The organism is Streptococcus ovuberis (genome assembly GCF_012396585.1).
GTDB classification, from domain to species: Bacteria; Bacillota; Bacilli; order Lactobacillales; family Streptococcaceae; genus Streptococcus; species Streptococcus ovuberis.
In genome coordinates this window covers 1-25,703 of record NZ_JAAXPR010000029.1, presented here as the reverse complement: position 1 = coordinate 25,703, position 25,703 = coordinate 1, and the positions used below count along the sequence as shown (strand labels likewise).

The 25,703-nt window shown below is 42.9% G+C and carries 22 protein-coding genes, 1 tRNA gene, 1 rRNA gene and 1 pseudogene; 22 read left to right on the top strand and 3 right to left on the bottom strand.

Going from position 1 to position 25,703, the window contains the following annotated elements; translation table 11 throughout:
* The first annotated feature begins 11 nt into the window (after nt 1-11).
* The 11 genes and pseudogenes from rrf to rsmA all read left to right on the top strand — a co-directional run bounded on the left by rrf (nt 12) and on the right by rsmA (nt 9,132).
* Nucleotides 12-127 (top strand): 5S ribosomal RNA (gene rrf / locus HF992_RS10815).
* 5 nt (nt 128-132) lie between these two features.
* A tRNA-Asn gene (locus tag HF992_RS10810) sits at nt 133-205 on the top strand.
* Nucleotides 206-667: 462 nt separating this feature from the next.
* Nucleotides 668-1,678 (top strand): type I glyceraldehyde-3-phosphate dehydrogenase, encoded by a 1,011-nt coding sequence (gene gap, locus HF992_RS10805; protein WP_168550025.1) that lies wholly within the window; start codon nt 668-670, stop codon nt 1,676-1,678.
* A gap of 732 nt (nt 1,679-2,410) precedes the next feature.
* Complete coding sequence (locus HF992_RS10800; protein WP_168550024.1) at nt 2,411-2,899, top strand: DUF1307 domain-containing protein; 489 nt, start codon at nt 2,411-2,413, stop codon at nt 2,897-2,899.
* A gap of 501 nt (nt 2,900-3,400) precedes the next feature.
* Nucleotides 3,401-4,171 carry a TatD family hydrolase gene (locus tag HF992_RS10795; protein ID WP_168550027.1) on the top strand — a complete coding sequence of 257 codons (771 nt, stop codon included), beginning with the start codon at nt 3,401-3,403 and terminating at the stop codon, nt 4,169-4,171.
* On the top strand, nt 4,143-4,733 hold the full coding sequence (gene rnmV / locus HF992_RS10790; protein WP_168550023.1) for a ribonuclease M5: 591 nt from the start codon (nt 4,143-4,145) through the stop codon (nt 4,731-4,733). The genes HF992_RS10795 and rnmV overlap by 29 nt, the downstream gene beginning before the upstream one ends.
* Nucleotides 4,734-4,799: 66 nt before the next feature.
* Complete coding sequence (locus tag HF992_RS10785) at nt 4,800-5,057, top strand: type II toxin-antitoxin system Phd/YefM family antitoxin (protein WP_168550022.1); 258 nt, start codon at nt 4,800-4,802, stop codon at nt 5,055-5,057.
* A 2-nt stretch (nt 5,058-5,059) separates the two neighbouring features.
* Nucleotides 5,060-5,317, top strand: a complete 258-nt coding sequence (locus HF992_RS10780) for a Txe/YoeB family addiction module toxin (protein WP_168550021.1) — start codon at nt 5,060-5,062, stop codon at nt 5,315-5,317.
* A gap of 129 nt (nt 5,318-5,446) precedes the next feature.
* Nucleotides 5,447-7,589, top strand: a pseudogene (locus HF992_RS10775) (SNF2-related protein); the annotation flags it as partial.
* A complete protein-coding gene (locus HF992_RS12410; protein ID WP_425505609.1) occupies nt 7,578-8,231 on the top strand; it encodes a C-terminal helicase domain-containing protein in 654 nt (217 codons plus the stop codon). The pseudogene HF992_RS10775 and the gene HF992_RS12410, both read left to right, overlap by 12 nt.
* Before the next feature lie 28 nt (nt 8,232-8,259).
* Nucleotides 8,260-9,132 (top strand): 16S rRNA (adenine(1518)-N(6)/adenine(1519)-N(6))-dimethyltransferase RsmA, encoded by an 873-nt coding sequence (gene rsmA, locus HF992_RS10765; RefSeq protein ID WP_168550018.1) that lies wholly within the window; start codon nt 8,260-8,262, stop codon nt 9,130-9,132.
* 71 nt (nt 9,133-9,203) lie between these two features.
* Here rsmA and HF992_RS10760 read toward each other — a convergent pair whose 3' ends face one another.
* The gene (locus tag HF992_RS10760) at nt 9,204-10,397 is read right to left on the bottom strand and encodes an MFS transporter (RefSeq protein WP_168550017.1); all 1,194 of its coding nucleotides are present in this window, start codon (nt 10,395-10,397) and stop codon (nt 9,204-9,206) included.
* 69 nt (nt 10,398-10,466) lie between these two features.
* On the opposite strand from HF992_RS10760, the gene HF992_RS10755 reads away from it, so the two are divergent.
* Together HF992_RS10755 and HF992_RS10750 are read left to right on the top strand one after the other, a co-directional pair.
* Nucleotides 10,467-11,318, top strand: coding sequence for an Rgg family transcriptional regulator (locus HF992_RS10755; protein ID WP_168550016.1), 852 nt, complete (start codon nt 10,467-10,469; stop codon nt 11,316-11,318).
* Between the two features lie 144 nt (nt 11,319-11,462).
* A complete protein-coding gene (locus HF992_RS10750) occupies nt 11,463-12,116 on the top strand; it encodes a hypothetical protein (RefSeq protein WP_168550015.1) in 654 nt (217 codons plus the stop codon).
* A gap of 88 nt (nt 12,117-12,204) precedes the next feature.
* On the opposite strand, the gene HF992_RS10745 is transcribed toward HF992_RS10750, so the two are convergent.
* The gene (locus HF992_RS10745; RefSeq protein WP_168550014.1) at nt 12,205-12,678 is read right to left on the bottom strand and encodes an arginine repressor; all 474 of its coding nucleotides are present in this window, start codon (nt 12,676-12,678) and stop codon (nt 12,205-12,207) included.
* Between the two features lie 113 nt (nt 12,679-12,791).
* Here HF992_RS10745 and HF992_RS10740 point away from each other — a divergent pair, with 113 nt between their 5' ends.
* The 9 genes from HF992_RS10740 (at nt 12,792) to HF992_RS10700 (ending at nt 25,425) form a co-directional block, all read left to right on the top strand.
* Nucleotides 12,792-13,472, top strand: coding sequence for a Crp/Fnr family transcriptional regulator (locus HF992_RS10740; protein ID WP_168550013.1), 681 nt, complete (start codon nt 12,792-12,794; stop codon nt 13,470-13,472).
* Between the two features lie 467 nt (nt 13,473-13,939).
* Nucleotides 13,940-15,172, top strand: a complete 1,233-nt coding sequence (gene arcA / locus HF992_RS10735) for an arginine deiminase (RefSeq protein WP_168550012.1) — start codon at nt 13,940-13,942, stop codon at nt 15,170-15,172.
* Between the two features lie 5 nt (nt 15,173-15,177).
* Nucleotides 15,178-15,609 (top strand): GNAT family N-acetyltransferase, encoded by a 432-nt coding sequence (locus HF992_RS10730; RefSeq protein ID WP_168550011.1) that lies wholly within the window; start codon nt 15,178-15,180, stop codon nt 15,607-15,609.
* Between the two features lie 41 nt (nt 15,610-15,650).
* Nucleotides 15,651-16,667 (top strand): ornithine carbamoyltransferase, encoded by a 1,017-nt coding sequence (gene argF, locus HF992_RS10725; RefSeq protein WP_168550010.1) that lies wholly within the window; start codon nt 15,651-15,653, stop codon nt 16,665-16,667.
* 126 nt (nt 16,668-16,793) lie between these two features.
* Nucleotides 16,794-17,741, top strand: coding sequence for a carbamate kinase (gene arcC / locus HF992_RS10720; protein ID WP_168550009.1), 948 nt, complete (start codon nt 16,794-16,796; stop codon nt 17,739-17,741).
* 242 nt (nt 17,742-17,983) lie between these two features.
* Nucleotides 17,984-19,483 carry a YfcC family protein gene (locus HF992_RS10715; RefSeq protein WP_246201295.1) on the top strand — a complete coding sequence of 500 codons (1,500 nt, stop codon included), beginning with the start codon at nt 17,984-17,986 and terminating at the stop codon, nt 19,481-19,483.
* 67 nt (nt 19,484-19,550) lie between these two features.
* Complete coding sequence (locus tag HF992_RS10710; protein ID WP_168550008.1) at nt 19,551-20,885, top strand: dipeptidase; 1,335 nt, start codon at nt 19,551-19,553, stop codon at nt 20,883-20,885.
* A gap of 203 nt (nt 20,886-21,088) precedes the next feature.
* Nucleotides 21,089-22,210, top strand: coding sequence for an aminotransferase (locus HF992_RS10705; RefSeq protein WP_168550007.1), 1,122 nt, complete (start codon nt 21,089-21,091; stop codon nt 22,208-22,210).
* Nucleotides 22,211-22,878: 668 nt separating this feature from the next.
* A complete protein-coding gene (locus tag HF992_RS10700) occupies nt 22,879-25,425 on the top strand; it encodes a M1 family metallopeptidase (RefSeq protein WP_168550006.1) in 2,547 nt (848 codons plus the stop codon).
* A 76-nt stretch (nt 25,426-25,501) separates the two neighbouring features.
* On the opposite strand, the gene HF992_RS10695 is transcribed toward HF992_RS10700, so the two are convergent.
* Nucleotides 25,502-25,703: IS3 family transposase (locus HF992_RS10695; RefSeq protein WP_168550005.1), on the bottom strand; the 202-nt coding region annotated here is incomplete at its 5' end.

The following is a 25,703-nucleotide window of genomic DNA, read 5'->3' as shown; positions in this document are numbered from 1 at the left end:
AATCAAAGAAGTTAAGCGACGATAGCCTAGGAGATACACCTGTACCCATGCCGAACACAGCAGTTAAGCCCTAGAACGCCTGAAGTAGTTGGGGGTTTCCCCCTGTGAGATAAGGGAGTTGCTTAGCTTTATTCCGCCATAGCTCAGTTGGTAGAGCGCATGACTGTTAATCATGATGTCACAGGTTCGAGCCCTGTTGGCGGAGTAAATAGATTCTTGGATCCTGTTTAGGATTCTTTTTATTTCCCTTTTTATTAAATGAATACTTAATAAAATTCAAAAAATAAATTAATATACTGAGATGAATCCGATTGAGCTAGTTTGAGCTGAAATTAGAAAAACTTGGCAAGGAGTTTGGTAATTGAATGATTTCCTCGGGATTCGGCTATGTTTCCTTGCGAATGATTTTGGGTAACATCCTGTTCATTCTAAGACAGCTGTGTCTGACGACGCCGGCACCGGCACTCCTCATTGTTGGACTGCTTGTTTATCTGTCCTAACATAATAAGTATGATTCAAAATGAAAAAATCTTGCATTTTCAAGCAAAAAATTATATAATAATAGTGTTGAATGTTCATTAATATCTTTATAAGTGATACATTTCACAATAAAACAAGAGGTTAACCTCTAAAATATTAATTGATTTTCATAAGGAGGAAATCACACATGGTAGTTAAAGTTGGTATTAACGGTTTTGGACGTATCGGTCGTCTTGCTCTCCGTCGTATCCAAAATGTTGAAGGTGTTGAAGTTGTTCGTATTAACGACTTGACTGATCCAGCAATGCTTGCTCACCTTTTGAAGTATGATACAACTCAAGGTCGTTTCGATGGTACTGTTGAAGTTGTTGATGGTGGTTTCAATGTGAACGGTGACTTCATCGCTGTTTCAGCTGAACCAGATCCAGCTAAAATTGATTGGGCTGCTCAAGAAGTAGATATCGTTTTAGAAGCAACAGGATTCTTTGCATCTAAAGAAGGTGCTGAAAAACACTTGCACGAAAATGGTGCTAAGAAAGTTGTGATTACTGCTCCTGGTGGTAATGATGTTAAGACAGTTGTCTTTAACGTAAACCACGACATTCTTGATGGTACTGAAACAGTTATTTCAGGTGCTTCATGTACAACTAACTGCTTGGCTCCAATGGCTAAAGTTCTTCAAGATCAATTCGGAGTTCAACAAGGTTTGATGACTACTATTCACGGTTACACTGGTGACCAAATGACTTTGGATGCTCCACACCGTAAGGGTGATTTCCGTCGTGCTCGTGCTGCTGCAGCTAACATTGTTCCTAACTCAACAGGTGCTGCTAAAGCAATCGGTCTTGTAATTCCTGAATTGAATGGTAAACTTGACGGTGCTGCACAACGTGTTCCAGTTCCAACTGGTTCTGTAACTGAGTTGGTTACTGTGCTTAATAAGGAAGTAACTGCAGCTGAAATCAATGCAGCTATGAAAGCAGCAGCTAATGAGTCTTATGGCTATACTGAAGATGAAATTGTTTCTTCTGATATCATTGGTAGCTCATTCGGTTCATTGTTTGATGCAACTCAAACTAAAGTATTGACTGTTGACGGTAAACAATTGGTTAAGACTGTTTCTTGGTATGATAACGAAATGTCATACACTGCGCAATTAGTTCGTACTCTTGAGTATTTCGCAAAAATTGCTAAATAATTGTTGAGTAAACAACGAGAGAGCTTAGGCTCTCTTTTTTTGGTTCAATAGATAGGAAACTTTGTTAGGTGGCTATATCGCATGGGAGAAAAGTTTAGGGTAGAATATAATAGATAGCCAAAATCGTATTCTAACAAGTTTTAGATATGCGCCTTGGCTAGTTATGATAATTGTCGGCATGTAATCATACATCGGTTTAATTTCGTGGATATCATCAAGGACTAAGAACCTGTATTCACAATAGGGATACTGAGCTAATTAGGCTAGTTTTGGGCCAAATGAGAACAATTTGTTGCAGGAATAATGACCGTATTTCCAAAACATCTGATAGTGAGTAGGTTAAAATTAGCCCATTCTAGTTAGTGTTTCTATTGTGAATATAGGTTCTAAGTCTTTTTATATTTGATATTCAGAGTATTACTGGTTGAAGACGATGAACTAAGACATTTTTGCTACATATGCCCATTTGACTATCCCAGCCTTTGACGGACATGAGCTAGAAGAATTAGCGTTGACTCAAGGACTGAGCGTAATCACCATAACTTGGTGTTTTTTGCTTGTCTGGACACTGAACACACCATTGAGCTTTCGCTTCAGCACCTTGAGTTTTGCTTAATCCTAAGCTGGCAGGTGTGCCAGCTTTTTTTGGTTACAAATGTGAATTAGGTTTTTTTCTTGCAGAAAGCTAAAAAAAAAATGGAATACTATAAAAAAAGAAATGGAGGTTCTTTTATGAAACTTAGAAAATTGCTTGTAGGCTTGGTAGCCTTGTTAGGTGCATTTGCGCTTGTGGCCTGTGGTGCAAAAACAGGAACAGCTGACTTCCAACTTATCACAGAAGGACAAATGGATATCTGTAATCATTTAGAATATCAAGGCGATAAGATTACGCTTCTTGAAACAACTACTACAATCTTGTATTCTGCTATGGAGGTTAATTCTAAAGAGGAAGCAAAAGAAGTGATGGAAGCGCAGAATATTGGAGCGTGGGATGGTATCGAGGGGGTTGACCATAAGGTTGAATACCAAGATGACCGTATCGTTGAAGTTACTTCCATTGACTTAGCCAAAGCGGATCTTGATGTTCTGGGAGAACTAATGCCAATTGAAAGTGCAAATGGTGAGAAGGTAGAATATCTTAGCTTTAAAATGACCAAAGAAAACTTTAAAAAACGTGGTGTAAAAGAAGTTAAGGACGGTCAGTTCAAAGAATTAGAATAAAAATAGACTAAGATTAGTAGTGAAGAAATCTCCGATAGGAGAAAGTAGTCACTACTTTTTCTTTGTGCTCAAATAGAGGTGTCTTGTTAAATCGTATACACTTTTGAAACTAAGGTTAGTGGAAAATAAGATAATTCTCTTAATTTGATTCCTGTATTCAAACTATTTTTATTCTAAAATCTTGAGACACTGGACAAATGGCGGAAAAAGTCCTAGCTTCTTCATTTTAGGGTTTTGATTGACGCAAGATGTAGTGGTTGAGAATCCCTCTTAGCTTGTTCTGCCAATTATAAGTTGCCTTTGCATCGTTCATTATTTAGCACCAATGAGCCATTGATGACTGGTTTAAGAAGTAGGAGGTCTGAAATAGGAAATCCTGGAAATGGGAGAAAAATCGAATTTTAACGAATAATTGATTTTTGTCCTACTTCTTTTTGTATCAAAGGACTGGACTCGAATGTGGTATAATGGATAGGAGAAATGAGAAAGCTGAGAGTCATGTTGGAAATTTTTGATACGCATACCCATTTAAATGTAGAAAACTTTGCCGAGACAATCTCTGATGAATTAACGCTGGCTAAAGAAATGGGGGTAACCATCCACAATGTTGTAGGCTTTGATGCACCGACCATTGAACGAGCCATTGAGTTGGCGGATCAGCACCCTGAGATTTATCTGACCTTGGGCTGGCACCCGACGGAGGCTGGCAGCTACACCGATGATGTCGAGGCTTTTTTGCGTGATAAGCTCCGTCACCCCAAGGTCATCGCGCTTGGCGAGATTGGGCTGGATTATTACTGGATGGAGGATCCTAAGGACGTGCAGGAAGCTGTCTTTCGCCGCCAGATTCAGCTATCCAAAGAGCTGGACTTGCCCTTTGTGGTCCATACACGAGACGCCTTGGAGGACACGCTGACCATTATTGAAAGTGAGGGCGTGGGTTCCCGTGGTGGCATTATGCATTCTTACTCGGGCTCTTGGGAAATGGTAGAGCGCTTTATCGAGTTAGGGATGATGATTTCTTTGTCAGGCGTGGTCACCTTTAAGAAGTCTATTGAGCTACACGAAGTCGCGAAAAAAATCCCTCTTGATAAGTTGCTCGTCGAAACAGATGCTCCATACCTATCCCCAGTCCCTAAACGAGGCAAGGAAAACAAGACGGCCTATACCAGATACGTTGTGGACTATATCGCAGAGCTCAGAGGACTGACCAGCTCAGAGGTCGCACGCATCACGACAGAAAATGCAAAGAGGTTTTTTAGACTTGACTGAAAAAATCACGATACAAGAAGTCCTTGTTGTCGAAGGCAAGGACGATACCGCCAACCTCAAACGTTTTTACGAGGTGGAGACCTATGAGACCCGTGGTTCGGCGATTTCAGATGAGGATTTAGAGCGGATTGCCAAGCTCCACGACCTGCGGGGCGTGATTGTCTTTACAGACCCAGACTACAATGGTGAGCGGATTCGCAAAATCATCAGCTCTGCTATTCCCACCGTCAAGCATGCCTTTCTCAACCGTGATGAGGCAGCCCCACGCTCAAAAACCAAGGGGCGGTCTTTAGGGGTTGAGCACGCCAGTTTTGAGGACTTGGAAAAGGCGCTGGCTGGGGTTCGTGGGTACTATGGTGATGAGGACCATTTTGACATCAGGCAGGCAGACCTGATTCGGCTGGGGCTCCTGATGGGAACAGATAGCCGACAGCGCAGGGAGTACCTGGGTCAAGAACTCCGCATCGGCTACACCAATGGCAAACAGCTCCTCAAACGCCTGAGACTGTTTGGTGTAACCTTGAAAGAGGTGGAGGAGTGTATGGCAATCTATCGGCAATAGGAGTTGTACAAGATTTTGACAACTCTTTTTCTTTATGCTACAATGAAGAAAACAGGAGGACTTATTATGGAAGCCGTTGCTTATTCTCACTTTCGTAATCATCTCAAGGATTACATGAAAAAGGTCAATGATGAGTTTGAGCCTCTGATTGTGGTCAATAAAAATCCAGATGAGGACATTGTGGTCATTTCCAAAAGCGAGTGGAGCAGTATTCAAGAAACCCTTGCGGTCGCTCAAAATACCTACCTATCAGAAAAGATTTTGCGCGGTATGGCAGCCGTTCGAGCTGACAAAACACAAGAACGCCAGCTACTAGAGGACTAGCGATGAGACTTTGTTTCACAGACGAAGCTTGGGAAGACTACCTCTATTGGCAGGGGCAGGACAAGAAAACACTCAAGCGTATTAACAAAATTATCAAGGATATTCAACGCCATCCTTTTGAAGGTATTGCTAAACCAGAGCCACTTAAATACGACTATCAAGGTACTTGGTCACGACGTATTGATGCTGAAAATCGCCTGATTTATATGGTTGAAGATGATTGCTTGTTTATTTTATCGGTCAAAGATCATTATGGGTAAGATGACCTTGAAAGAGACGGAGGAGTTTAAAGAATAATCAATGCGATCACTCCTCCTATTCAACTAGAAAACATATTTAAAAATTCGAGTTCTTAATACCAGATATTTGGTAAACGTTGGAGAAGTGGGATGAAAAAGCAAGAAGCAAGAACGATATTAGTAAGCATAGCTCCTAAAATTGAAATAATAGAATCTGAACGACTTTCTTTTTTGGAAGATCAGTTGAAAGAACAATATTTTATTCAAAAGGAAAAAGAATATGCAGATTGGATACGCGGCCTTCCCAATGGTTTTTTGGATAGACTAAATAAACAAACCTCTTTTCAAGACATTAATTTTCTTTTAAAAGATTCTTTTTATCCCACGGAATTATTTAGTAATGTCGAGTGGGTTAAAATGCTTTATACTTTAGAAAAATCTCTAGCTTATCTATCCGCCTATAAGCAATCGTTATTTCCAAAAGTTAAAGAATTGCAAAAAAACTTACAATATGTTGTTGACAATGATAAAAATTCTCTATTTAGACTTTTTCAAGACCGTACGATAAAGCATAATGTTGAATTAGCAAAAAAAGAGATTCAGTTGAATTATGGGCTGTTGGTTGATTTAGATAATCGGCTAGAAAAGTGGAATAATTTCTCCGAACCCACTGCAGATGAACTAGTCGCTTTAAGTGAGCACAAGCTAGATTATTCAGCTAAAATTAGTCAGATTTTAAAAATAGATGATAGCAATACTGAATCGTATCTTTTTCGACAATGCTTAGAAATGTTAGCACTGGCTGAAAAATTTATTAAACAGAACTCTAAGTGGAAGCTTATTGATGATGTTAAACAAGTTTGGAATCAAATCAGAGAAACTCAAATTAAGGCTATTGAAGCCAGTTATCCGGTAGACTTATTGGGATATGCAGATGAGCGTGTTGCTAAATTTCTTCCAAACCTTTCAAGAAATTTCGACAACTTGAGTGCTATTTGGGGATGTTCTAATGACTTTTTACAGAAGATGTGTCATATTCCTGAGGAAGATATTGAATTAATCAAAACAATAATTTCTCAAATTATGAGTCAAGGAAAGGAGCATTACTATCCTAAGTTAAGAGTGGATAATCTATCATCCTTAGAATTTAAATTACTAGGTCTGTTAAAATTCTATAAAGACTATCCCAAAGACAGAGAAACACGAGAAAAAGCTTTTCTTGAACAGATAGAATCCCTGAAAATTAAACTTGAAAAAATAAGAACCTTAGCTTCTAATCGGTTCATGCTTAATTTTCTATCGGAGCAACAAAGAAAAGAGTGGCTTGAGGAAGAGAAAGGGCTATATATAGCTTATAATTCATTTTTGACTGCAGACGACCAAAATGATATTCTTCAATTCCCTGCCTATAGTGAGAGAGAGTTGAAAGCTGATTTCGTAGAAAATAGTGCAACTTTTCATGCTCTAATAGAGGCACTAACGGGCTCTAAAAAAATCTATACACCAAATGACTTACCAGATTTGATTGTTGATAAAGTGAAACAAGTGAACATAAACAGAGAAGGTTTAGGCGTCACGATGCGCTCTTATCAAGAATTTGGTGCTCAATACATTTTGTTCTATAGAAACGTTCTTCTGGGCGATGAAATGGGTCTTGGTAAAACGATTCAAGCCATCTCGGTTGCCAATCATCTTTTTCAAAATGATCAACAACATACGATAGTCATTTGTCCTTTAAGTGTTTTAGAAAATTGGAATAGGGAAGTCAAAAAAATGGTCGCAATTGCCGACTTTCGTGTACAGGGAGTCTGATAGGCAACGAACATTTGACAAATGGAAAAGCGAAGGAGGTGTCCTTCTGACGAATTCTGAGCAAGCTAAAGCTTTATCAGAAACCCTAACTGATACTGTTTTTGATTTTTTAGTTGTTGATGAGGCTCATTATATTAAAAATCCTGAAACAAAACGTACTATTTATACGACGTTGCTTTCTAAACTGGCGCAATACAAATTATTTATGTCGGGTACACCACTGGAAAATCGTTTAGTTGAGATGAAACATCTCATAAAACTTTTAAATGTGGAATTAGGAAAAAAATTAGAAAGTAGGTACTGGACGACTAAAGAATTTAAAACTCAATTATCGACTGTCTATTTAAGACGTAAGCGGGAGGAGGTGCTTGATGAACTCCCAGAGATGGAGGTGCTTGAGCTATGGTCTCGATTCTCAGAGGAACAACAATTGTTTTACGACGATGCTGTTAGAGATGGCATTAGTGGGATGATGCGGATGAGAAGAGCTGCTTTTGTTGGTGAAAGGTCGAAAAAACTATTGCAAATTATAGATATTTGCAAAGAAGCTAGAGAGAATGGTCAAAAAGTACTGGTGTTCTCCTTTTTCAAGGAGGGGGTCTTATATCGTCTACAAGAAGAATTGCCAAACGTGGCACCAGTAATGATTTCAGGCTCTATTTCACCAGCACAAAGACAAGATATTATTGACGAATTTAGTAAAGATCCCAATCAGACAGTATTACTCAGCCAAATAGATGCTGGTGGTGTCGGCTTAAACATTCAAGCGGCAAATATTGTGATACTATGCGAACCGCAGTGGAAACCTTCGACTGAGCAACAAGCTATTAGCCGTGTTTATCGAATGGGGCAATTACGTGATGTCGTTGTTTATCGATTACTGACAGAGGACAGTATAGACGAATCTATGATGGCACTACTTGATGAAAAAACGGCATTATTTAACGACTTCGCTAATGATTCAAGTATAGCAGAAGCATTTGAGCAGAGAGAAAACTTCGAGAGGGATATGATTAATGAATCCAGACTCCGCCAAAAAGTTTTTGAAATGGAGAAAAAGCGACTTGAGACAAAGACTCTTTCTCAAAACTCAGTGGTCAATATCTTGGAAAAAGCTGAGTAGTCAAATTGAATAAAAAAGGACGAATATCATGAGAATAGCAGATTACAGCGTGACGAAAGCGGTGCTTGAGCGTCACGGATTTACTTTTAAAAAATCTTTCGGTCAGAACTTTTTGACCGATACCAATATTTTGCAGAAGATTGTCGATACCGCCGAGATTGATGAGACCGTCAACGTCATTGAGATTGGACCTGGTATCGGCGCTTTGACCGAGTTTTTAGCGGAGAATGCGGCTGAGGTCATGGCCTTTGAGATTGATGACCGCCTGATTCCCATCTTGGCGGATACGCTGGGGCGGTTTGACAATGTTCAGGTCGTTCATGCGGACATTTTGACGGTGGACTTGCAGACGCAAATCAAGCAGTTCAAGAACCCTGACCTGCCGATCAAGGTGGTGGCCAACCTTCCCTATTACATCACGACGCCCATTCTCATGCACCTGATCGAGAGTAAGATTCCTTTTGCTGAGTTCGTCGTCATGATGCAAAAGGAGGTCGCTGATCGCATTTCCGCCGAGCCCAACACCAAGGCTTACGGTAGCCTCTCCATCGCGGTTCAGTACTACATGACCGCCAAGGTCGCCTTCATCGTGCCTCGGACTGTCTTTGTCCCTGCGCCAAATGTGGACAGCGCCATTCTCAAAATGGTGCGACGTCCCGAGCCTTTGGTCAGCGTCAAAGACGAGGATTTCTTTTTCCGTGTGTCCAAGGCCTGCTTTGTTCACCGTCGGAAAACCCTCTGGAACAACCTGACTAACCACTTTGGCAAGTCTGAGGAGGTGAAGGACAAGCTCACGCAGGCGCTTGGCATGGCAGAGCTGGCACCAAATGTCCGTGGCGAAGCCCTGACCCTAGCGGACTTTGCTAGATTAGCAGATGCCCTGCAAGAAGTGGGGTTGTAGTTTTAGATTGAGATAGACTTTCATGGTTGCACTGCAGTCATGGAAGTTTATCTCATTTTTTACGTCACTGTTTAGCGTAATGGTTTCGTATAGGCAGTCAAAGCTAGGAGGATTAGAACTATTCCCAAGGAACCACCCGTTGCTAGGAAGGCGCCAGAGTAGGAAAAATGGTCTAATAGCCATCCAAATAGAGGATAAATTACCAACGAAATACCACCGACAAGACCACTGTTGACAGATAAGACGCTCGAACGAATCTCGGAAGGAAGGGTCAGATTGATGTGGTGGCTGAGGTAGGGAAAAATAAGGTCCATGAGAAGGTTCAATAAGATAAAACCGGAGATAACTGCTGGAGCCCATCCTTGACTAAGACCGAAACTGCCAAAACAGAAAAGAAGAGCAGTAGCAAGTAGAAAGTGGCGTAAGGGAATGTTCTGGCAATACCGTGCCAGAAAGGCTCCAAGGATACCACAGAAGGTTGCTAGTCCAATGAGGCTAGAAATAGCTGTCGGACTGAGTCCCAAGACGAGCAACCCACCTTGAATAAAGCGAACGAGGGCATTGATAAAAACCTCAACAAGGACCATAACTGTAATCAGGATAGCTAGTTTTAGGTTGGAGCAGATGGACTGAACCACCTGCTTGAAATGAGCAGTGGTGCCGGTGGAAAGAGTTGTAATGGACGGAGTTGTTCTAGAGTTTACAGGAGTAGAAATCAGCCCGATAGCTAAACCAGCGCCAAGGTAAAAGATAGCCTGAAAGAGAAAGATAGCCCCGTAAATCACTTGAAAGATAGGACCGCCTAGTGCGGTGGTAAAGGCTAGGAAGCAAAGGGATATGACTTGACTGTTACTTAGAATTTTGAGGTAATGTTGCTCATGCTGGTGCTGGGCCAATTCTTCGTAGAGGAAGGCTTGATCGGCTCCACTTGCTAGGACGGTACCCAAGGAGTCGAGCGCAAAGAAAATAGCCAACCAGACAAAGGAGGTTGATAACGGTACTATTGAAAGAGCGAATAATCCTAAAGATGCCACCATATTAAGGCAAGTTCCCAGAAAAAGGATAAGTTTTCTTTCGACTCTATCTGCTAGAATTCCTGTCGGAACTTCTGAGACTAATCGTATTAGGTTATAGATGGATTGAAGGGTGCCAAATTCTAGGGATGAGAGACCAAGTCTGAGACAGTAGAGCATGAGAATACCACGACTAAGTTGCCCACTCATGAAAAATTGATACAGGTAAAAAAGGGAAATATTGCGTTTCATGATCGAATTCCTTTTCAAAAATAATCTATATTTAGTATATAATAGAAGAAAGAAAAGGAGGTTTTTGTTGTGAATAAGGGAAACATAAAATTTGGCCCTATGATTCGAGAATTGAGAAAAGATCGTGGCATGACGCTGACAGAGTTAGCAGAAGGGCTTGTGGCGAAGTCCCAATTGTCTCGCTTTGAACGCGGGGAGTCAGAATTGGGAGCTGGAACGTTCTACCAGTTGTTGAACCGTTTGCAGGTCTTATTTGATGAATTTTTAGTATTTGCAGGGATGAAAGAAGATTTTAGGCGTATTATTCTAGAGATTGCTCCTTATTATGCGGAGCGTCAGGTAATGGAGCTTTATCGTATATTAGAAGAGGTTGAGAGAGATGGTCTAGCTCCCAGCTTTTTAGACACCATGATCAAAGCCTTAATCCGCAGTTTGGATGAGCAAGAACCTGGACCGAATGATGAAGAATTGAGTGCTTTGACAAACTATTTATTTGGAGTGGAGTATTGGGGTCAGTATGAGATGACCTTATTGGGAAATTGTGCGCAGTTAATGACCTACGAAACCCTCTATCTATTGACTATGGAGGTGATCAAAAAACGGCAATTAACCTTACCATACGATCCCGGCAACCGAAAACTGGTCATCCAGCTGGCCATTAACTGTCTAGAAGCTAGTATTGAACGTGGCTTTCTAGATAGGGCTAAAGTTTTGATTGGGCGGATTGAGGAAATCTTAATTGTCGAATCAGAATTTTTTGAAAAGACGATTTTTGAGTTTATGAAAGGCTATTATGAAGTAAGACTAGGGATTAGTTCAGGAAAAGAACGTATTGAATCGGCCTTGACTGTTTTGAAACTCATGGCTCCCGAAGGTATCTATCAAGCCTATCAAGAGCAGTTTCATGGCTGGGCTATTTAGGAGAAATATAGGTTAAAGCCAGACTGGATAAAAAAACCAATGTGATGGGAAAACATAGGAAGTGGATCAAGCGTGGATTTGCTTGTTTCTGGTCAAAAGAAGTGCTATACTATCTTTGAAAACACTTACTTAAAGGAGCCTAAAATGAAACGCTTAGGAGTACTGGTACTGGGGTTATTTCCTTTGGTGGGTTGTCAGCAAGTCAATCAACCATCTGAGAAGAAGGTGGACTCACCAACTACCGAACAGGTCTATCAGGCCATTGTGTCTGATTATGAGACGGCTCTTCACGCAGAGGATCGTAAATTACCTGAAGGGTCGTTGGTCAATCCGATTAGTTTAGACATGACTTGGCGATATGGTGGTTTTGAGGAAGTGACGGTCGTTTCTCAAGAGGTTGATCTAGATCAAGACGGGCAAAAAGAGCTTCTAGTTGGGGCTAAGGTTCCTGGTGATGAGCAAGAATGGACCATTTATACAGGAGCTTATGGTGTGCTGGAGGGGCAAGTGGTTGACTTATTGGCTCCGATTTTGGTTGAAGAGAGCGACAATATGCTTGTTTTCTACACTAATAATCGTCTCAGCGTTAATCAAGCCAGATCTGATGCAACTCTTGTCACCGCAGTTTATCAGCTAAAGGGAGCAAGTTTTGAGGAGCTAGCGTATTTTGAGATGCCTCTTGGAGGTGATGCCTCTAGAGCACGGGATCGTAGAGGCACTCTTTATAGCCAAGAAGACTCAGAGGAAGTATTGACAACAGCCTTGGAGCATGGATGGGAGGAAGAGGTGCTCCAATAGCAGGAGAAAAGCAGTCTCTTTCTCCATCGAGAGAATAACCGAAATGCCCTGTAAGAGTTCCAGACGTCTCTCGCAGGGCATTTGCGTTCTATTTGTCACTAAAAAAGAAAGGAGGGGTATAGTTACTCAGGGTTCTGAAACATTCCTGGGCTGCCTCGTTATCACGACAGATGATCAGGCAGACATCGTCACCACAGACCGTCGCGATGATCTCCTCTAACTGCATGGCATCTAGGATTGAACCGAAGGACTGAGCTAGGCCAGGTAGGGTTTTCAGGACGACCTGATGTTGGACAGGTTTGAGCATCACAAGGGCATCTTCCATATAAAAGCGCAGACGGTGCTCCCAACGGCTGGGAGCAATCTTATGAATTTCATAATGGGAATCTTGGTCGTCTGCTACCTTGACAAGATGAAGTTCTTTCATGTCGCGTGATAAGGTGGCCTGTGTGACGGAAACGCCATTTTTCAAAAGTATTTCTTGGAGTTCTTGCTGGGTTCGAATCTTGGTTTCTGTAATCAATGAGCGAATCAACTGGTGACGGGCTTCTTTTTTGTTCATAGGGTCCTCAAGTAGCTTTGTGAAATTGTATGTTATAATGGTATTGTACCACAAAGCCTTTGGGAAGCAAAGCAAGTATCTGTTTCAAATATAGAATTAAAAAGGGGTGTCCAATGATTTCAAAGGTCCATTATCAAGAGTTGCGTGTGCTGGAAGATTTTCAACATTTTTCAATGCAGCAATTTGATCAGATTATGGCAACCATGACCTTTCGAAAGGTCAAAAAAGGTCAAATTCTTTTTTTTGAAGGAGACAAAAGAGACCGCCTATTTTTAATCCTGTCAGGCTATGCTAAAATCGAGCAGTTTGATGTTACAGGTTTTTTCCAGTACACAGATTATGTCCGGCAAAAGACAATCTTTCCCTATGGCGATCTCTTTTCGCAAGAAAATTATCATTTTACAGCGACTGCTGTGACTGACTTGGAATATATTTCCTTTCCTTTAGATATCTATGAAAAGTTTTCTTTGACCAACACGCAGCAGATGAAGATGCTCTATCAAAAACTTTCTCAACTCTTGCGTCAGCATGAGGTGCGCCTGAGAAATTTGGTGGTGTCAAGTGCCTCGGTCCGAGTGACGCAATCACTGGCCTTTCTCATGCATGAGATGTGTGGAGATGATGGCAAGCTGCCATTTGGGATCACGACGATTGATATTGCCAATATGAGCGGTACCACTCGAGAGACTGTCAGTCATGTGTTGAAGCAACTAAAGGAAGAAGAGGTTTTGAGCTTTAAAGGCAGGCAGTTAACCTTTTTGGACAAATCTTATTTTTCAACCTATTTGGCTTGAGCGAGATTCAATATGGAACGTTTGGTAAAAACGGACTCAGGAACAGGCCTGGGTCCTTTTTAGTTTAGAGGCCAATACTATGGCGTAATAGACTTTGTATGAGGGGATCATGATGAGGCAAGGAGACAGATAGTCCATGGATAAAATACTATATGAAGTGTATATCCAAAACGAGATATGGAGGCGCTTTATTTAAAGATATTTCTTCCTTTTATTTAAAAAATAAAAAAAAATCAATGATTTTATAAATTTATAAAAATTCTTTTTGGTGAATAAAAGGAGAGACCAACAATACTATTTAACTGATTTTTGTATATTGATTGAAGCTGAGCGATAAAATCGTGAATTCCGTCACAGTTTCCTTGTGAAAACGCTTAATCAGAGAGCTTAGAAAACGGTTACAATATAACTGTAAATAAGCAAGAGTTCCGCTCTCTTACAGATTATTTCTAAAGAAAGGAGCCACTATGGCAACTACAAAACCTATTCATGTTTTTTCAGAAATTGGCAAGCTGAAAAAAGTTATGCTTCATCGTCCTGGTAAGGAAATTGAAAACCTTATGCCAGACTACTTGGAACGTCTCTTGTTTGATGATATTCCATTCCTAGAAGATGCTCAAAAAGAGCATGATGCTTTTGCACAAGCCCTTCGGGATGAGGGCGTAGAAGTTCTCTACTTGGAAGACTTGGCGGCAGAGTCTTTAATCAGTCCAGAAATTCGTGAGCAATTCATTGACGAATACTTGGATGAAGCTAATATTCGTGGTCGTGCGACTAAAAAATCAATTCGAAAACTGTTGCTAGCGATCGAAGACAATCGTGAATTGATTGATAAGACCATGGCTGGTATTCAGAAGTCGGAATTGCCAGAAATTCCATCTGAAGAAAAAGGATTGACAGACTTGGTTGAGTCTAACTACCCATTTGCCATTGACCCAATGCCAAACCTCTATTTCACACGTGACCCGTTTGCAACTATCGGTAATGGTGTTTCTCTCAACCATATGTATGCGGATACACGGAACCGTGAGACACTTTATGGCAAGTACATTTTCACCTATCATCCAGAGTACGGTGGAAAAGTCCCATTGGTTTATGGTCGTGAGGAGACCACTCGTATCGAAGGTGGCGATGAGCTGGTGCTATCGAAAGATGTTTTGGCAGTTGGGATTTCTCAACGGACAGATGCAGCCTCTATCGAAAAACTTTTGGTCAACATCTTCAAAGAAAATCTTGGCTTCAAGAAAGTTTTGGCCTTTGAATTTGCCAATAACCGTAAGTTCATGCATTTGGATACCGTCTTTACCATGGTAGACTATGATAAGTTCACCATCCATCCAGAGATTGAAGGCGATCTTCGGGTTTACTCTGTGACTTATGAAAATGAAACGCTCCACATCGAAGAAGAAAAAGGCGATTTGGCAGAACTTTTGGCAGAAAACCTTGGTGTTGAAAAAGTGGACTTGATTCGGTGCGGTGGTGATAACCTAGTTGCGGCTGGTCGTGAGCAATGGAACGATGGTTCAAATACCTTGACAATTGCACCTGGTGTCGTAGTGGTTTACAAACGTAATACCATCACTAACGCTATCTTAGAATCTAAAGGTCTTCGTTTAATTAAGATTTCAGGAAGTGAATTGGTTCGGGGCCGTGGTGGACCACGTTGTATGTCAATGCCGTTTGAGCGGGAAGATGTCTAAAACTTATGGTAAAGACAATCGTTGGGAGTGCCCCTTTTCAGCGAGCTGCCAGTCTCTATATCCGTTTTCAAGTCTTTGTACTGGATAAAAAAATTGCCATGACGGATGAATTTGACGAGAACGATGAGGCGGGAACTACCTATGCGGTAGTCTATGATCATAACCAGCCTCTTGCTACTGGGCGCTTCCTACCAGAAACGGATACTTGTGCTCGCTTGACACGAATTGCAACCCTAGCGTCCTATCGTGGGCAGGGCTACGGGACTCTGGTCATTAAAGCTTTGGAAAACCATGCTAGAAGAGAGGGCTTTAAGGAGTTGGTTATCCATAGTGAATTGATGGCCAAGAGTTTTTACGAAGGGTTAGGTTATGTCGCTTTTGGTCCACGCTATTTAGAGGATGGCGAACCCTGCCAATCTCTTAAAAAACAATTGTAAGATAGAAAAAATGATAGGACTTTTCAGGAGGAAACGATTAAATGACAAATGTATTTAAAGGCAAAAGCTTCTTAGCAGAAAAAGATTTTTCTCGCGCAGAATTGGAATTCTTGATTGATTTCTCGGCTCACTTGAAAGATTTGAAAAAACGTAACATTTCGCACCGTTATTTGGAAGGTAAGAATATTGCACTCTTGTTTGAAAAAACCTCTACTCGGACACGTGCTGCTTTTACCGTAGCATCTATTGATCTCGGTGCTCATCCAGAATACCTCGGTGCCAACGATATCCAGCTTGGTAAAAAAGAGTCAACTGAAGATACTGCTAAAGTATTAGGGCGTATGTTTGACGGGATTGAGTTCCGTGGTTTCAGCCAAGCCATGGTCGAAGAATTGGCAGAACACTCTGGTGTGCCAGTATGGAACGGTTTGACAGACGCATGGCATCCAACCCAAATGTTGGCTGACTATTTGACCGTTAAAGAAAACTTCGGCAAGTTGGAAGGTTTGACTCTGGTCTACTGTGGTGATGGCCGTAACAACGTTGCCAACTCACTCCTCGTAACAGGTGCTATCCTTGGGGTGAACGTGCATATTTTCTCACCAAAAGAACTCTTCCCAGAAGAAGAAGTTGTGGCCTTGGCAGAAGGTTTTGCCAAAGAATCTGGTGCACGTGTCCTTATTACAGACAATGCAGATGAAGCGGTGAAAGGGGCAGATGTCCTTTACACAGACGTCTGGGTATCTATGGGTGAAGAAGACAAGTTTGAAGAGCGGGTGAATCTCTTGAAACCTTACCAAGTTAACATGGACTTGGTGAAAAAAGCCGACAATGAAGATTTGATCTTCTTGCATTGCTTGCCAGCTTTCCATGATACGAATACAGTTTATGGTAAAGATGTGGCTGATAAGTTTGGTGTTGAAGAGATGGAAGTGACAGACGAAGTCTTCCGTAGCAAGTATGCGCGTCACTTTGATCAAGCTGAAAACCGGATGCATACCATTAAGGCGGTGATGGCAGCTACCCTTAGCGACAATCTCTTCATTCCAAAGGTTTAACTGTTTGACTAAGCAACCAAAAAGCCAGATGGGCTGAGACTAGACTTGGTCCCAGCCCATTTTTGGATTTTGGTGAAGGAATGAAACGCAAGGTTTATGCGATTAAGAAAGGATTGATTTGAATTTATGACAAAACGGAAAATTGTAGTAGCCTTGGGTGGGAATGCGATTCTGTCATCTGATCCATCTGCACAAGCACAACAAGAAGCATTGATTGAGACAGCGGGTCACTTGGTCAAATTGATCAAAAACGGTGATGACTTAATCATCACTCATGGAAATGGTCCGCAGGTCGGCAACCTTCTCTTGCAACATTTGGCAGCGGATTCTGAGAAGAACCCAGCTTTCCCACTGGATTCATTAGTAGCGATGACCGAAGGTTCTATCGGCTTTTGGCTCCAACAAGCCCTGCAAAATGCTCTCTTGAAAGAAGGCATTGACAAGGAAGTAGCGTCTGTTGTGACCCAAGTGGTGGTAGATAAAAATGATCCAGCCTTTACCAACTTGACCAAGCCAATCGGCCCATTCTACACAGAAGAAGAGGCAAAAGCAGAAAGTGAGCGTACTGGTGCCACCTTCAAAGAAGATGCTGGTCGTGGATGGAGAAAGGTCGTTGCGTCACCAAAACCTGTTGCCATCAAAGAAATCGAAACCATTCGTACCCTGATTGATGCTGGTCAAGTCGTTGTTGCAGCTGGTGGTGGCGGTATTCCTGTCATCAAGGAAGACGACGGTAGCCTTCGTGGTGTTGAAGCGGTTATCGACAAGGACTTTGCTTCACAGCGCTTGGCAGAACTGGTCGATGCGGATCTCTTTATCGTCTTGACAGGTGTGGACTATGTCTTTGTTAACTTCAACAAGCCAGACCAAGCTCGCCTTGAAAAAGTCAGCGTAGCAGAATTGGAAGAATACATCAAACAAGAGCAGTTTGCTCCAGGTTCGATGCTTCCAAAAGTGGAAGCAGCGATTGCCTTTGTGAACAACAAGCCAGCTTCTAAAGCGGTGATCACTTCTCTTGAAAACTTGGGTGAATTGATTGCTTCAGAAAGCGGTACGATTATCGAAAAAGGATGATATTAGAGTTCAAAGAGGCGAAAAGTTTCTGCAATCTCTAGTGTTTTAAGACGCCCTAACGACTATAATATGTGAGTCTCAAATTGTTTTGAGACCAATTATCTCAGCTAATGGTGATAATGGTTTGATCAGCTGTTATCACCAGTTGATCACCAAAAGGAGGATGTATCATGAGTGATCACACAAAAGATTTAATAGCCCCAGAAAAACCAAAGAGTTCTATACCTTTTTTGAACTTTAAGATGTTTCGGGGCGGGGTGAAGATGCCTACATCTTACACCATTTTGATGATTATTATTGCCATTATGGCAGTGATGACATGGATTATCCCAGCTGGACAGTATCAAACCAATGAAGCTGGGCAGTTATTGACAGGGACTTATAACGTTGTTAATCAAAACCCACAAGGGATTTTTGATGTGATGATGGCCCCAGTACGTGCCATGCTGGGAACTGAAACGGTTGATAAAGCCATTGATATTGCTTTCTTTATTATCATGGTGGGTGCCTTCTTGGGGGTGATGACAGAGACAGGTGCCCTTGATGTGGGGATTGCATCCATTGTCAAAAAATATGAAGGCCGTGAAAAGTGGTTGATTTATATCTTGATGCCTCTCTTTGCTATCGGTGGTTCTACCTATGGTATGGGTGAGGAAACCATGGCGTTCTATCCACTTTTAGTGCCGGTGATGATGGCGGTTGGTTTTGATAATATTACAGGCCTTGCCATTATCCTTCTAGGTTCGCAAATTGGCTGTTTAGCCTCTACCATTAACCCTTTTGCGACAGGGGCAGCATCTGCCGCTGCAGGGGTTAGTGTTGCAGACGGTCTCATTTGGCGCGTGGTTTTCTTTGTTGTGATGCTAGGTGCTTCGATGGTATACGTCGCGCGCTATGCTGAAAAGGTCAAAAAAGACCCAACAAAATCTCTGACATATCGCAATCGGCAAGCGGATCTAGAACATTTCAATGTTGCTAAAGAAGACAACACCACTGTAGCTGCGGTGTTGACGAGACCCCAAAAGCGTGCTCTGCGGGTCTTTGTGGCAACCTTTATCTTGATGATCATCAGCTTTATCCCTTGGGAAGATCTGGATATTTCCTTCTTTGCACAGGCACACGAGGCCTTGTTAGGACTTCCTGTCATCGGCCAGCTCATTGGTTCTTCCATGGGGGCTTTGGGAACCTGGTATTTCCCTGAAGGTGCGATGCTCTTTGCCTTTGCAGCGGTGGCGATTGCGGTGGTTTATGGCATGGATGAGAAACGCTTTATCAAAGCCTTTATGTTTGGAGCTTCAGACATTTTCAGTGTTGCCTTAATTTGTGCGATTGCTCGGGGGATCCAAGTCATCATGAACGATGGGATGATTACAGCAACCATCTTGCATTGGGGAGAAGTGGGGCTAAAAGGCCTCTCTGCTCAAATTTTCATTGTGTTGACCTACATTTTCTACCTGCCGATGAGCTTCTTGATTCCATCCACATCTGGTCTGGCCAGTGCGACCATGGGCATTATGGCACCACTAGGCGACTTTGTCAATGTCCCAGCCAGCCTGATTATCACAGCTTACCAAGCGGCCTCTGGTATTTTGAATTTGCTAGCACCGACGTCTGGTATTGTGATGGGAGCTCTAGCCTTATCCCGTGTTGAAATTGGAACATGGTATAAATTTATGGGCAAATTAGCCGCCTTTATCGTGCTTGGAAGTATAGCAATTCTTGTGATTGCGACCTTCTTCTAAGGAATTAACAGACAAAGCACCCTACTGGCAAAAAAGAGGGTGCTTTTCTATTTATGGAGGATTTGAGATGAAAACATTTATCACATCGGCGATTGAACAGGACTGTTTGAACGCTATCAAGGAGTTGGTTGCTTTCCCGTCCGTCTTGAATGAGGGGGAAAATGGAACGCCTTTTGGCCAGGCGATTCAAGATGTTTTGGAATATACGTTACGCTTAACGGAAACCCTAGGTTTTAAGACTTATCTAGATCCTGAAGGGTATTACGGTTATGCCGAAATTGGTCAAGGTGACGAGACGCTAGCCGTTTTGTGCCACTTAGACGTCGTGCCAGCAGGGGATTTGACCAAGTGGGAGACGCCACCTTTTGAAGGTATTATTCGCGATGGTTGCCTCTATGGTCGTGGAACTCAGGATGATAAGGGGCCTTCCATGATGGCCTTGTATGCGGTTAAAGCCCTCTTGGATGCTGGTGTGGTCTTGACCAAGAAGATTCGCTTTATTTTTGGAACGGATGAAGAAACCCTTTGGCGTTGCATGAACCGCTACAATGCTCTTGAGAAACCTGCCACAATGGGCTTTGCCCCAGACTCTAGTTTTCCTCTGACTTATGCAGAAAAAGGGCTTTTGCAGGCTAAGTTACTGGGGCCAGGCGCAGCAGATTTAGAACTAGAAGTCGGTCAGGCTTACAATGTCGTTCCAGCTAAAGCCCATTATCGGGGACAATGGCTATTGGAGGTTAAGGCAGAGTTGGATCGTCTTGGCTTTGACTACGAGGAAGAGGGAGAGACGCTTACAGTCTTAGGACTGTCCCGCCACGCTAAGGATGCTGCTAAAGGCATCAATGCCTTAGTCCGCTTAGCGAAGGCTTTACGAGTCAAATCTGACCACCCTGCACTGCGTTTTATCGCAGACGCAGTGGGAGAAGATGCGACAGCTTCTAGTCTTTTTGGCCTGATTACGGATGAGCCATCTGGAGATTTGAGTTTTAATATTGCCGGTTTGACGCTCACAAGAGATAGTTCAGAGATCCGTTTGGACTTGCGCTTGCCAGTCTTGGCAGACAAGGACGCTTTAGTGGCTAAATTGACGGACGTTGCAGCCAATTACGGATTGCGTTACCAGGAATTTGATTACTTAGCCTCGCTTTATGTGCCGTTAGACAGTCAGTTAGTCACTACCTTGATGGCTGTTTATCAAGAAAAAACAGGCGATGTGACACCTGCCAAATCGTCTGGAGGAGCTACTTTTGCCAGAACCATGCCTAATTGTGTGGCGTATGGGGCTTGCTTCCCAGGAGGTCTCCAGACAGAACACCAAGAAAATGAATGCATCCTCTTAGCAGACATGGTCCGCGCCATGGACATTTATGCAGAAGCCATTTACCGGTTGGCAGGTCAGTAGAGAAAGGTTAGATTACCTATTTTGTCAACCGTGTGGTAAAATAAGAAGGATTCCTCAGGACTGGTTGTCGTTTTTCACAAAACGGACGTAGAGGAACGTGTCATATGTCTGGCTAGGGTGGGTAGGCTTAGCCTCAAGATTAGCTCAAGCGAGCTAGCTATCTTATTTGGCATTTGCTTTTGCCCGCAAACAAAGGAGGAAGAATGGACATTAAAGCTTTCGGTGTGGAAGAATGGCTCAATGAGTGGGAGCAGGAAGCGATTTATGACATTGCGGGTAGTTCGATTGCTTCTATGAGTCTGGAGGAGATTTTAAGTCTCGGATCAGAAGGCAAGGACAAGCTCGTGGGGGAGCTGTTGGCGCAGCAGATGAATTATGGGTGGATTGAGGGTTCGCCAGATTTTAAAGCCGAAGTCGCCAAGCTCTACCAAAAGGTGACGCCTCGCCAGATTTTACAGACCAATGGTGCGACAGGGGCTAATTACTTGGCGCTTTATGCCCTAATTGAGCCTGGCGACCATGTGGTCTCCCTTTATCCTACTTACCAACAGTTGACCGATATTCCAAGATCTCTCGGCGCAGAGGTTTCCTTGTGGCGGATCGATGAGGAGCAGGACTGGCTCCCGTCTCTGGCTGATTTGAGAGAATTAATCCGTCCAAATACTAAGATGATTTGCATCAATAATGCCAATAACCCAACCGGGGCAGTCATGCAGAGAGCCTTTTTGGAAGAAGTGGTAGCTATAGCGAAATCGGTTGGAGCCTATATTCTATCTGACGAGGTTTACCAGCCTTTGGAGTTGGGCGTAGATGCCCCAGCTATTGTTGATCTCTATGACCGAGGGATTTCGGTGAATAGTCTTTCCAAAACCTACTCTGCACCTGCTTTACGGGTGGGTTGGGTAGCTGCCAGTGATTCGCTGACAGAGTTGTTTAGGAAGTACCGCGACTACACCATGATTTGCGCAGGGGTCTTTAGTGACTATGTAGCGACCCACTTATTGAGGCATAAAGAAGAAGTGCTGGAGAGAAATCGGGCTATTGTGGCAGAGAATCTAGCGTTTGTCCGTACCTGGGTAGCTCAGGAACCACGGGTGTCCTTGGTCTTTCCCAAACACGTTTCGACGGCCTTTATCCGCTTAGATATTCCTGAAGAGACAGAGTCTTTCTGCCTCCGTCTCTTGAAAGAAAAAGGGGTCTTGCTGGTACCAGGAAACCGTTTTGACCTGCCAGGCTACGCCCGCCTAGGCTATTGCGCACCAAGAGATGTCTTGGAAAAAGGACTGGCAGAATTGTCCTCCTTTTTAAGGCAATATGACGAATAGCCTAAGAGCATTAAGGCGATAGAGGATTAGGTTTTATGGAGCAATCCTTACAACAAAGAAAAGTCTGCAGAATTGACTTTAAAAATGGGGTCCCTTATGTGAGGGCTCCGAAGTTTTAAAAGGCCTGTAACTGAAAGAGTAAAAGTATAAGCTTACCCCAGGCTTTTTGGGATGTTATTAAGGGAAATCCCTCTAAAAAAGAAAAGAGCAGGATGTTCGACAGCAAGTTTTAGCTGAGACGCCCTGCTTTTGGCTATTATCCTTTCTAACAGCAACTTTGGCCTGCAAAGAAAGTCTAGTACAGATGATTCGGTCTGGCTTTCCCCTTCAGCAAAGGGGTTAGTTTCGGCAGTTGTCACACCACTGTTTTATTAGGGATTCGGTCATTCTTTCTGCTCAAAATGGCTTCGATTGGTGGCAACTCATCGGTCTTTTAAGGACTTCGCTGGAGGATAGTGGACTTTAGAGTTTTTTCAGCACCAATCTGTGTTCCGTCTATTTTTTTGGTTGGTTGGGGTATCTTTACAGTTGAACCTCAGTGATTGGCTGAAAAGTATGCTATAATAAAACTCAAAGTAAAGCCGATCAAGGCCAGGATAGGAAAAGATGATTAACATCTTCTCTAGCCTTGTTTTTCGGATTAATCACATCACGAAAAGGAGAAAACGATGACAGCAGTTGAACGGTTGATTGAAGGGTTTGTCCCTGAACATTATGACCTCTTTTTAGATATTGAGCGTCAGACAAAAACGTTTAGCGGTGAGGTGAAAATTAAGGGACAAATACTCAAAGAAACCTTTGCCCTTCATCAGTATGAATTGTCTGTTGACAAGGTAGTAGTAGCAGGCCAAGCGGTGCCATTCACTTTGGATGCGGATAAGGAAGCGGTGCGGATTGAGGCTGGAAGGCTCGGTCAAGCGACAGTTGAGCTCCATTTTTCTGGCCATATTACGGACAATATGGACGGGATTTATCCGTCTTATTACACTGTCAATGGTCTTAAGAAAGAAGTAATCTCTACCCAGTTTGAGAGCCATTTTGCCCGTAAAGCCTTTCCTTGTGTGGACGAACCTGAGGCCAAGGCGACGTTTGATCTTGCTATTCGTTTTGATCAAGAAGAAGGTGAGCTGGTTCTTTCCAACATGCCTGAGATCCATGTAGAAGAGCGCAAGGCAACAGGTATCTGGCGTTTTGATCGGACACCTCGCATGTCTTCGTATCTTTTAGCGTTTGCTATTGGTGACTTGCATGGGAAGACGGTTAAGACTAAGAATGGGACGGAAGTCGGTGTTTTTGGGACCAAGGCGCATCCTTTGACCAGTATGGATTTTGCCTTGGACATTGCGGTGCGTGTGATTGAGCACTATGAAGATTACTTTGGCGTGAAGTACCCGATTCCTCTGTCCTATCATGTAGGGTTACCTGATTTTTCTGCTGGTGCTATGGAAAACTGGGGCTTGATTACCTACCGCGAAATCTATCTGCTGGCAGATCAAAACACCACGCTCAAGAGCCGTCAAATGATTGCTCTAGTGATCGCTCATGAAGTAGCTCATCAGTGGTTTGGTAATTTGGTTACCATGAAGTGGTGGGACGATCTTTGGCTCAATGAGAGCTTTGCCAATATGATGGAATATCTGGCTATTGATGCGATTGAACCGTCTTGGAATATTTTGGAGGATTTCCAGACTAGCGGTGTACCAGCTTCTCTTTATCGAGATGCGACGGATGGGGTTCAGTCGGTTCATGTCCATGTTCACCACCCAGATGAGATCAACACTCTCTTTGATGCGGCGATTGTCTATGCTAAGGGGAGTCGTCTCATGCATATGCTCCATCGGTGGTTAGGAGATGATGCTTTTCGTGATGGCTTACGGACCTATTTTGAGAGACATCAGTATGGCAATACGGTTGGTTTTGACCTTTGGCAAGCGCTCAGCCAAACGTCTGGCAAGGATGTCGCAGGATTTATGGATTCGTGGCTGGAGCAGCCAGGGTACCCTCTGGTAATTGCTCGTGTAGAAGATGACGTGCTCGTTCTCAGCCAAAGCCAATTCTTTATCGGTGAGCACGAGGATAAGAAGCGTGTTTGGCATATCCCTCTTAACAGCAATTGGACAGGTTTGCCAGATACCTTGGATACTAAGGAACTCCGGATACCAGGCTACCGTGAATTGGCTAAGGCAAACTCAGGAGCATTACGCTTAAACGATGGGAATACAGCGCACTACTTAACCAGCTACGAAGGTGAATTGTTAGATGCTATTCTAGCAGATCTTCAGGCGCTTGATCCGATCAGCAAGCGTCAAATCCTCCAAGAACGTCAGTTACTAGCTGAAGGTGGGCAGATTGCTTATGCTGATCTGATACCAATGATTGAGCCCTTGGCGGATGAAACGTCCTACCTAGTGACCTCAATGACCTCCCAACTATTAGGCGGTTTGAGCATTTTTGTTGAGGAAGACACAGAGATGTATCAAGCTTTTATGGCTCTGCGCCGCAAGGCATTTGTGCCAAGCTATGAGCGTCTGGGCTGGGAAGAAGGCGCAGCTGATTCAGAAGAGACGACTATCCTACGTCCAATGGTCTTGAATGGGGTAATCACTAGCCACTATCCACCGGCCCAAGAGCAGGCATCGGCTATTTTTAGGAAATACCAAGATCATTTAGAAGAGATTCCTGCGCATATGCGGACTGCAGTGCTTCTCAATGAAATGATTACCAATCCTTCGGATGATTTGGTCAAAACGTTCTTCAAAGCTTATGTGGAAACGGTCGATACGCGTTTCCGTTATGACTTGGTGGCTGCGATTACCAGAACCAAATCAAAAGCGTCTCTGACCTATATTTTAGAACAATTGCAAAACAAGGAAGTGATCAAGCCACAGGATCTTAAAGCGTGGTACCAATCTCTCTTAAGCCGTCCATTTAGCCAAGACCGTGTGTGGGAGTGGGCTTGTGATGAGTGGGAGTGGATCACTAAGACTTTAGGAGGTGACATGGCTTTTGAAGGTTTTGTCACAATACCTGCTGGTCTTTTCCAAACCCAAGAAAAACTGGACAGTTATAAGGCTTTCTTTGAGCCACAATTGGATGATATGGCGATTAGTCGGTCAATTGGTATGGGGATTAAGGAAATCGCAGCGCGTGTTGACTTGATTGAAAAGGAAGCAGCTGCCGTCCATCAAGCCCTTCGCCCTTACTTAGAAGCCTAACTAAACAATTAGATCATTGCCGAAAACAGCTAAAGAAACTCTTCTCTGTACTGACCCCAAAAAGTTGGACAACTAATTATTGCAAGGATTTAGTTCTGTATTGCACAGGGCTAAGTCCTTTTAAATTTGTTTTGATTCGTTTGTTGTTGTAGTAAAAAATGTAATCTGTAATAGCTTGTTCAAGTTCATCTAGTGATTGATATAACCTTTCAAATCCGTAGAACATCTCAGATTTAAGAATGCCAAAAAATGATTCCATCATACCATTGTCTGGGCTA

Coding starts and splice junctions, on each gene's coding strand:
- gap (WP_168550025.1), top strand. CDS start 668: ATGGTAGTTAAAGTTGGTATTAACGGTTTTGGACGTATCGGTCGTCTT.
- HF992_RS10800 (WP_168550024.1), top strand. CDS start 2,411: ATGAAACTTAGAAAATTGCTTGTAGGCTTGGTAGCCTTGTTAGGTGCA.
- rnmV (WP_168550023.1), top strand. CDS start 4,143: ATGCAAAGAGGTTTTTTAGACTTGACTGAAAAAATCACGATACAAGAA.
- HF992_RS10785 (WP_168550022.1), top strand. CDS start 4,800: ATGGAAGCCGTTGCTTATTCTCACTTTCGTAATCATCTCAAGGATTAC.
- HF992_RS10780 (WP_168550021.1), top strand. CDS start 5,060: ATGAGACTTTGTTTCACAGACGAAGCTTGGGAAGACTACCTCTATTGG.
- HF992_RS12410 (WP_425505609.1), top strand. CDS start 7,578: ATGATGCGGATGAGAAGAGCTGCTTTTGTTGGTGAAAGGTCGAAAAAA.
- rsmA (WP_168550018.1), top strand. CDS start 8,260: ATGAGAATAGCAGATTACAGCGTGACGAAAGCGGTGCTTGAGCGTCAC.
- HF992_RS10760 (WP_168550017.1), bottom strand. CDS start 10,397: ATGAAACGCAATATTTCCCTTTTTTACCTGTATCAATTTTTCATGAGT.
- HF992_RS10750 (WP_168550015.1), top strand. CDS start 11,463: ATGAAACGCTTAGGAGTACTGGTACTGGGGTTATTTCCTTTGGTGGGT.
- HF992_RS10745 (WP_168550014.1), bottom strand. CDS start 12,678: ATGAACAAAAAAGAAGCCCGTCACCAGTTGATTCGCTCATTGATTACA.
- HF992_RS10740 (WP_168550013.1), top strand. CDS start 12,792: ATGATTTCAAAGGTCCATTATCAAGAGTTGCGTGTGCTGGAAGATTTT.
- arcA (WP_168550012.1), top strand. CDS start 13,940: ATGGCAACTACAAAACCTATTCATGTTTTTTCAGAAATTGGCAAGCTG.
- HF992_RS10730 (WP_168550011.1), top strand. CDS start 15,178: ATGGTAAAGACAATCGTTGGGAGTGCCCCTTTTCAGCGAGCTGCCAGT.
- argF (WP_168550010.1), top strand. CDS start 15,651: ATGACAAATGTATTTAAAGGCAAAAGCTTCTTAGCAGAAAAAGATTTT.
- arcC (WP_168550009.1), top strand. CDS start 16,794: ATGACAAAACGGAAAATTGTAGTAGCCTTGGGTGGGAATGCGATTCTG.
- HF992_RS10715 (WP_246201295.1), top strand. CDS start 17,984: ATGTTTCGGGGCGGGGTGAAGATGCCTACATCTTACACCATTTTGATG.
- HF992_RS10710 (WP_168550008.1), top strand. CDS start 19,551: ATGAAAACATTTATCACATCGGCGATTGAACAGGACTGTTTGAACGCT.
- HF992_RS10705 (WP_168550007.1), top strand. CDS start 21,089: ATGGACATTAAAGCTTTCGGTGTGGAAGAATGGCTCAATGAGTGGGAG.
- HF992_RS10700 (WP_168550006.1), top strand. CDS start 22,879: ATGACAGCAGTTGAACGGTTGATTGAAGGGTTTGTCCCTGAACATTAT.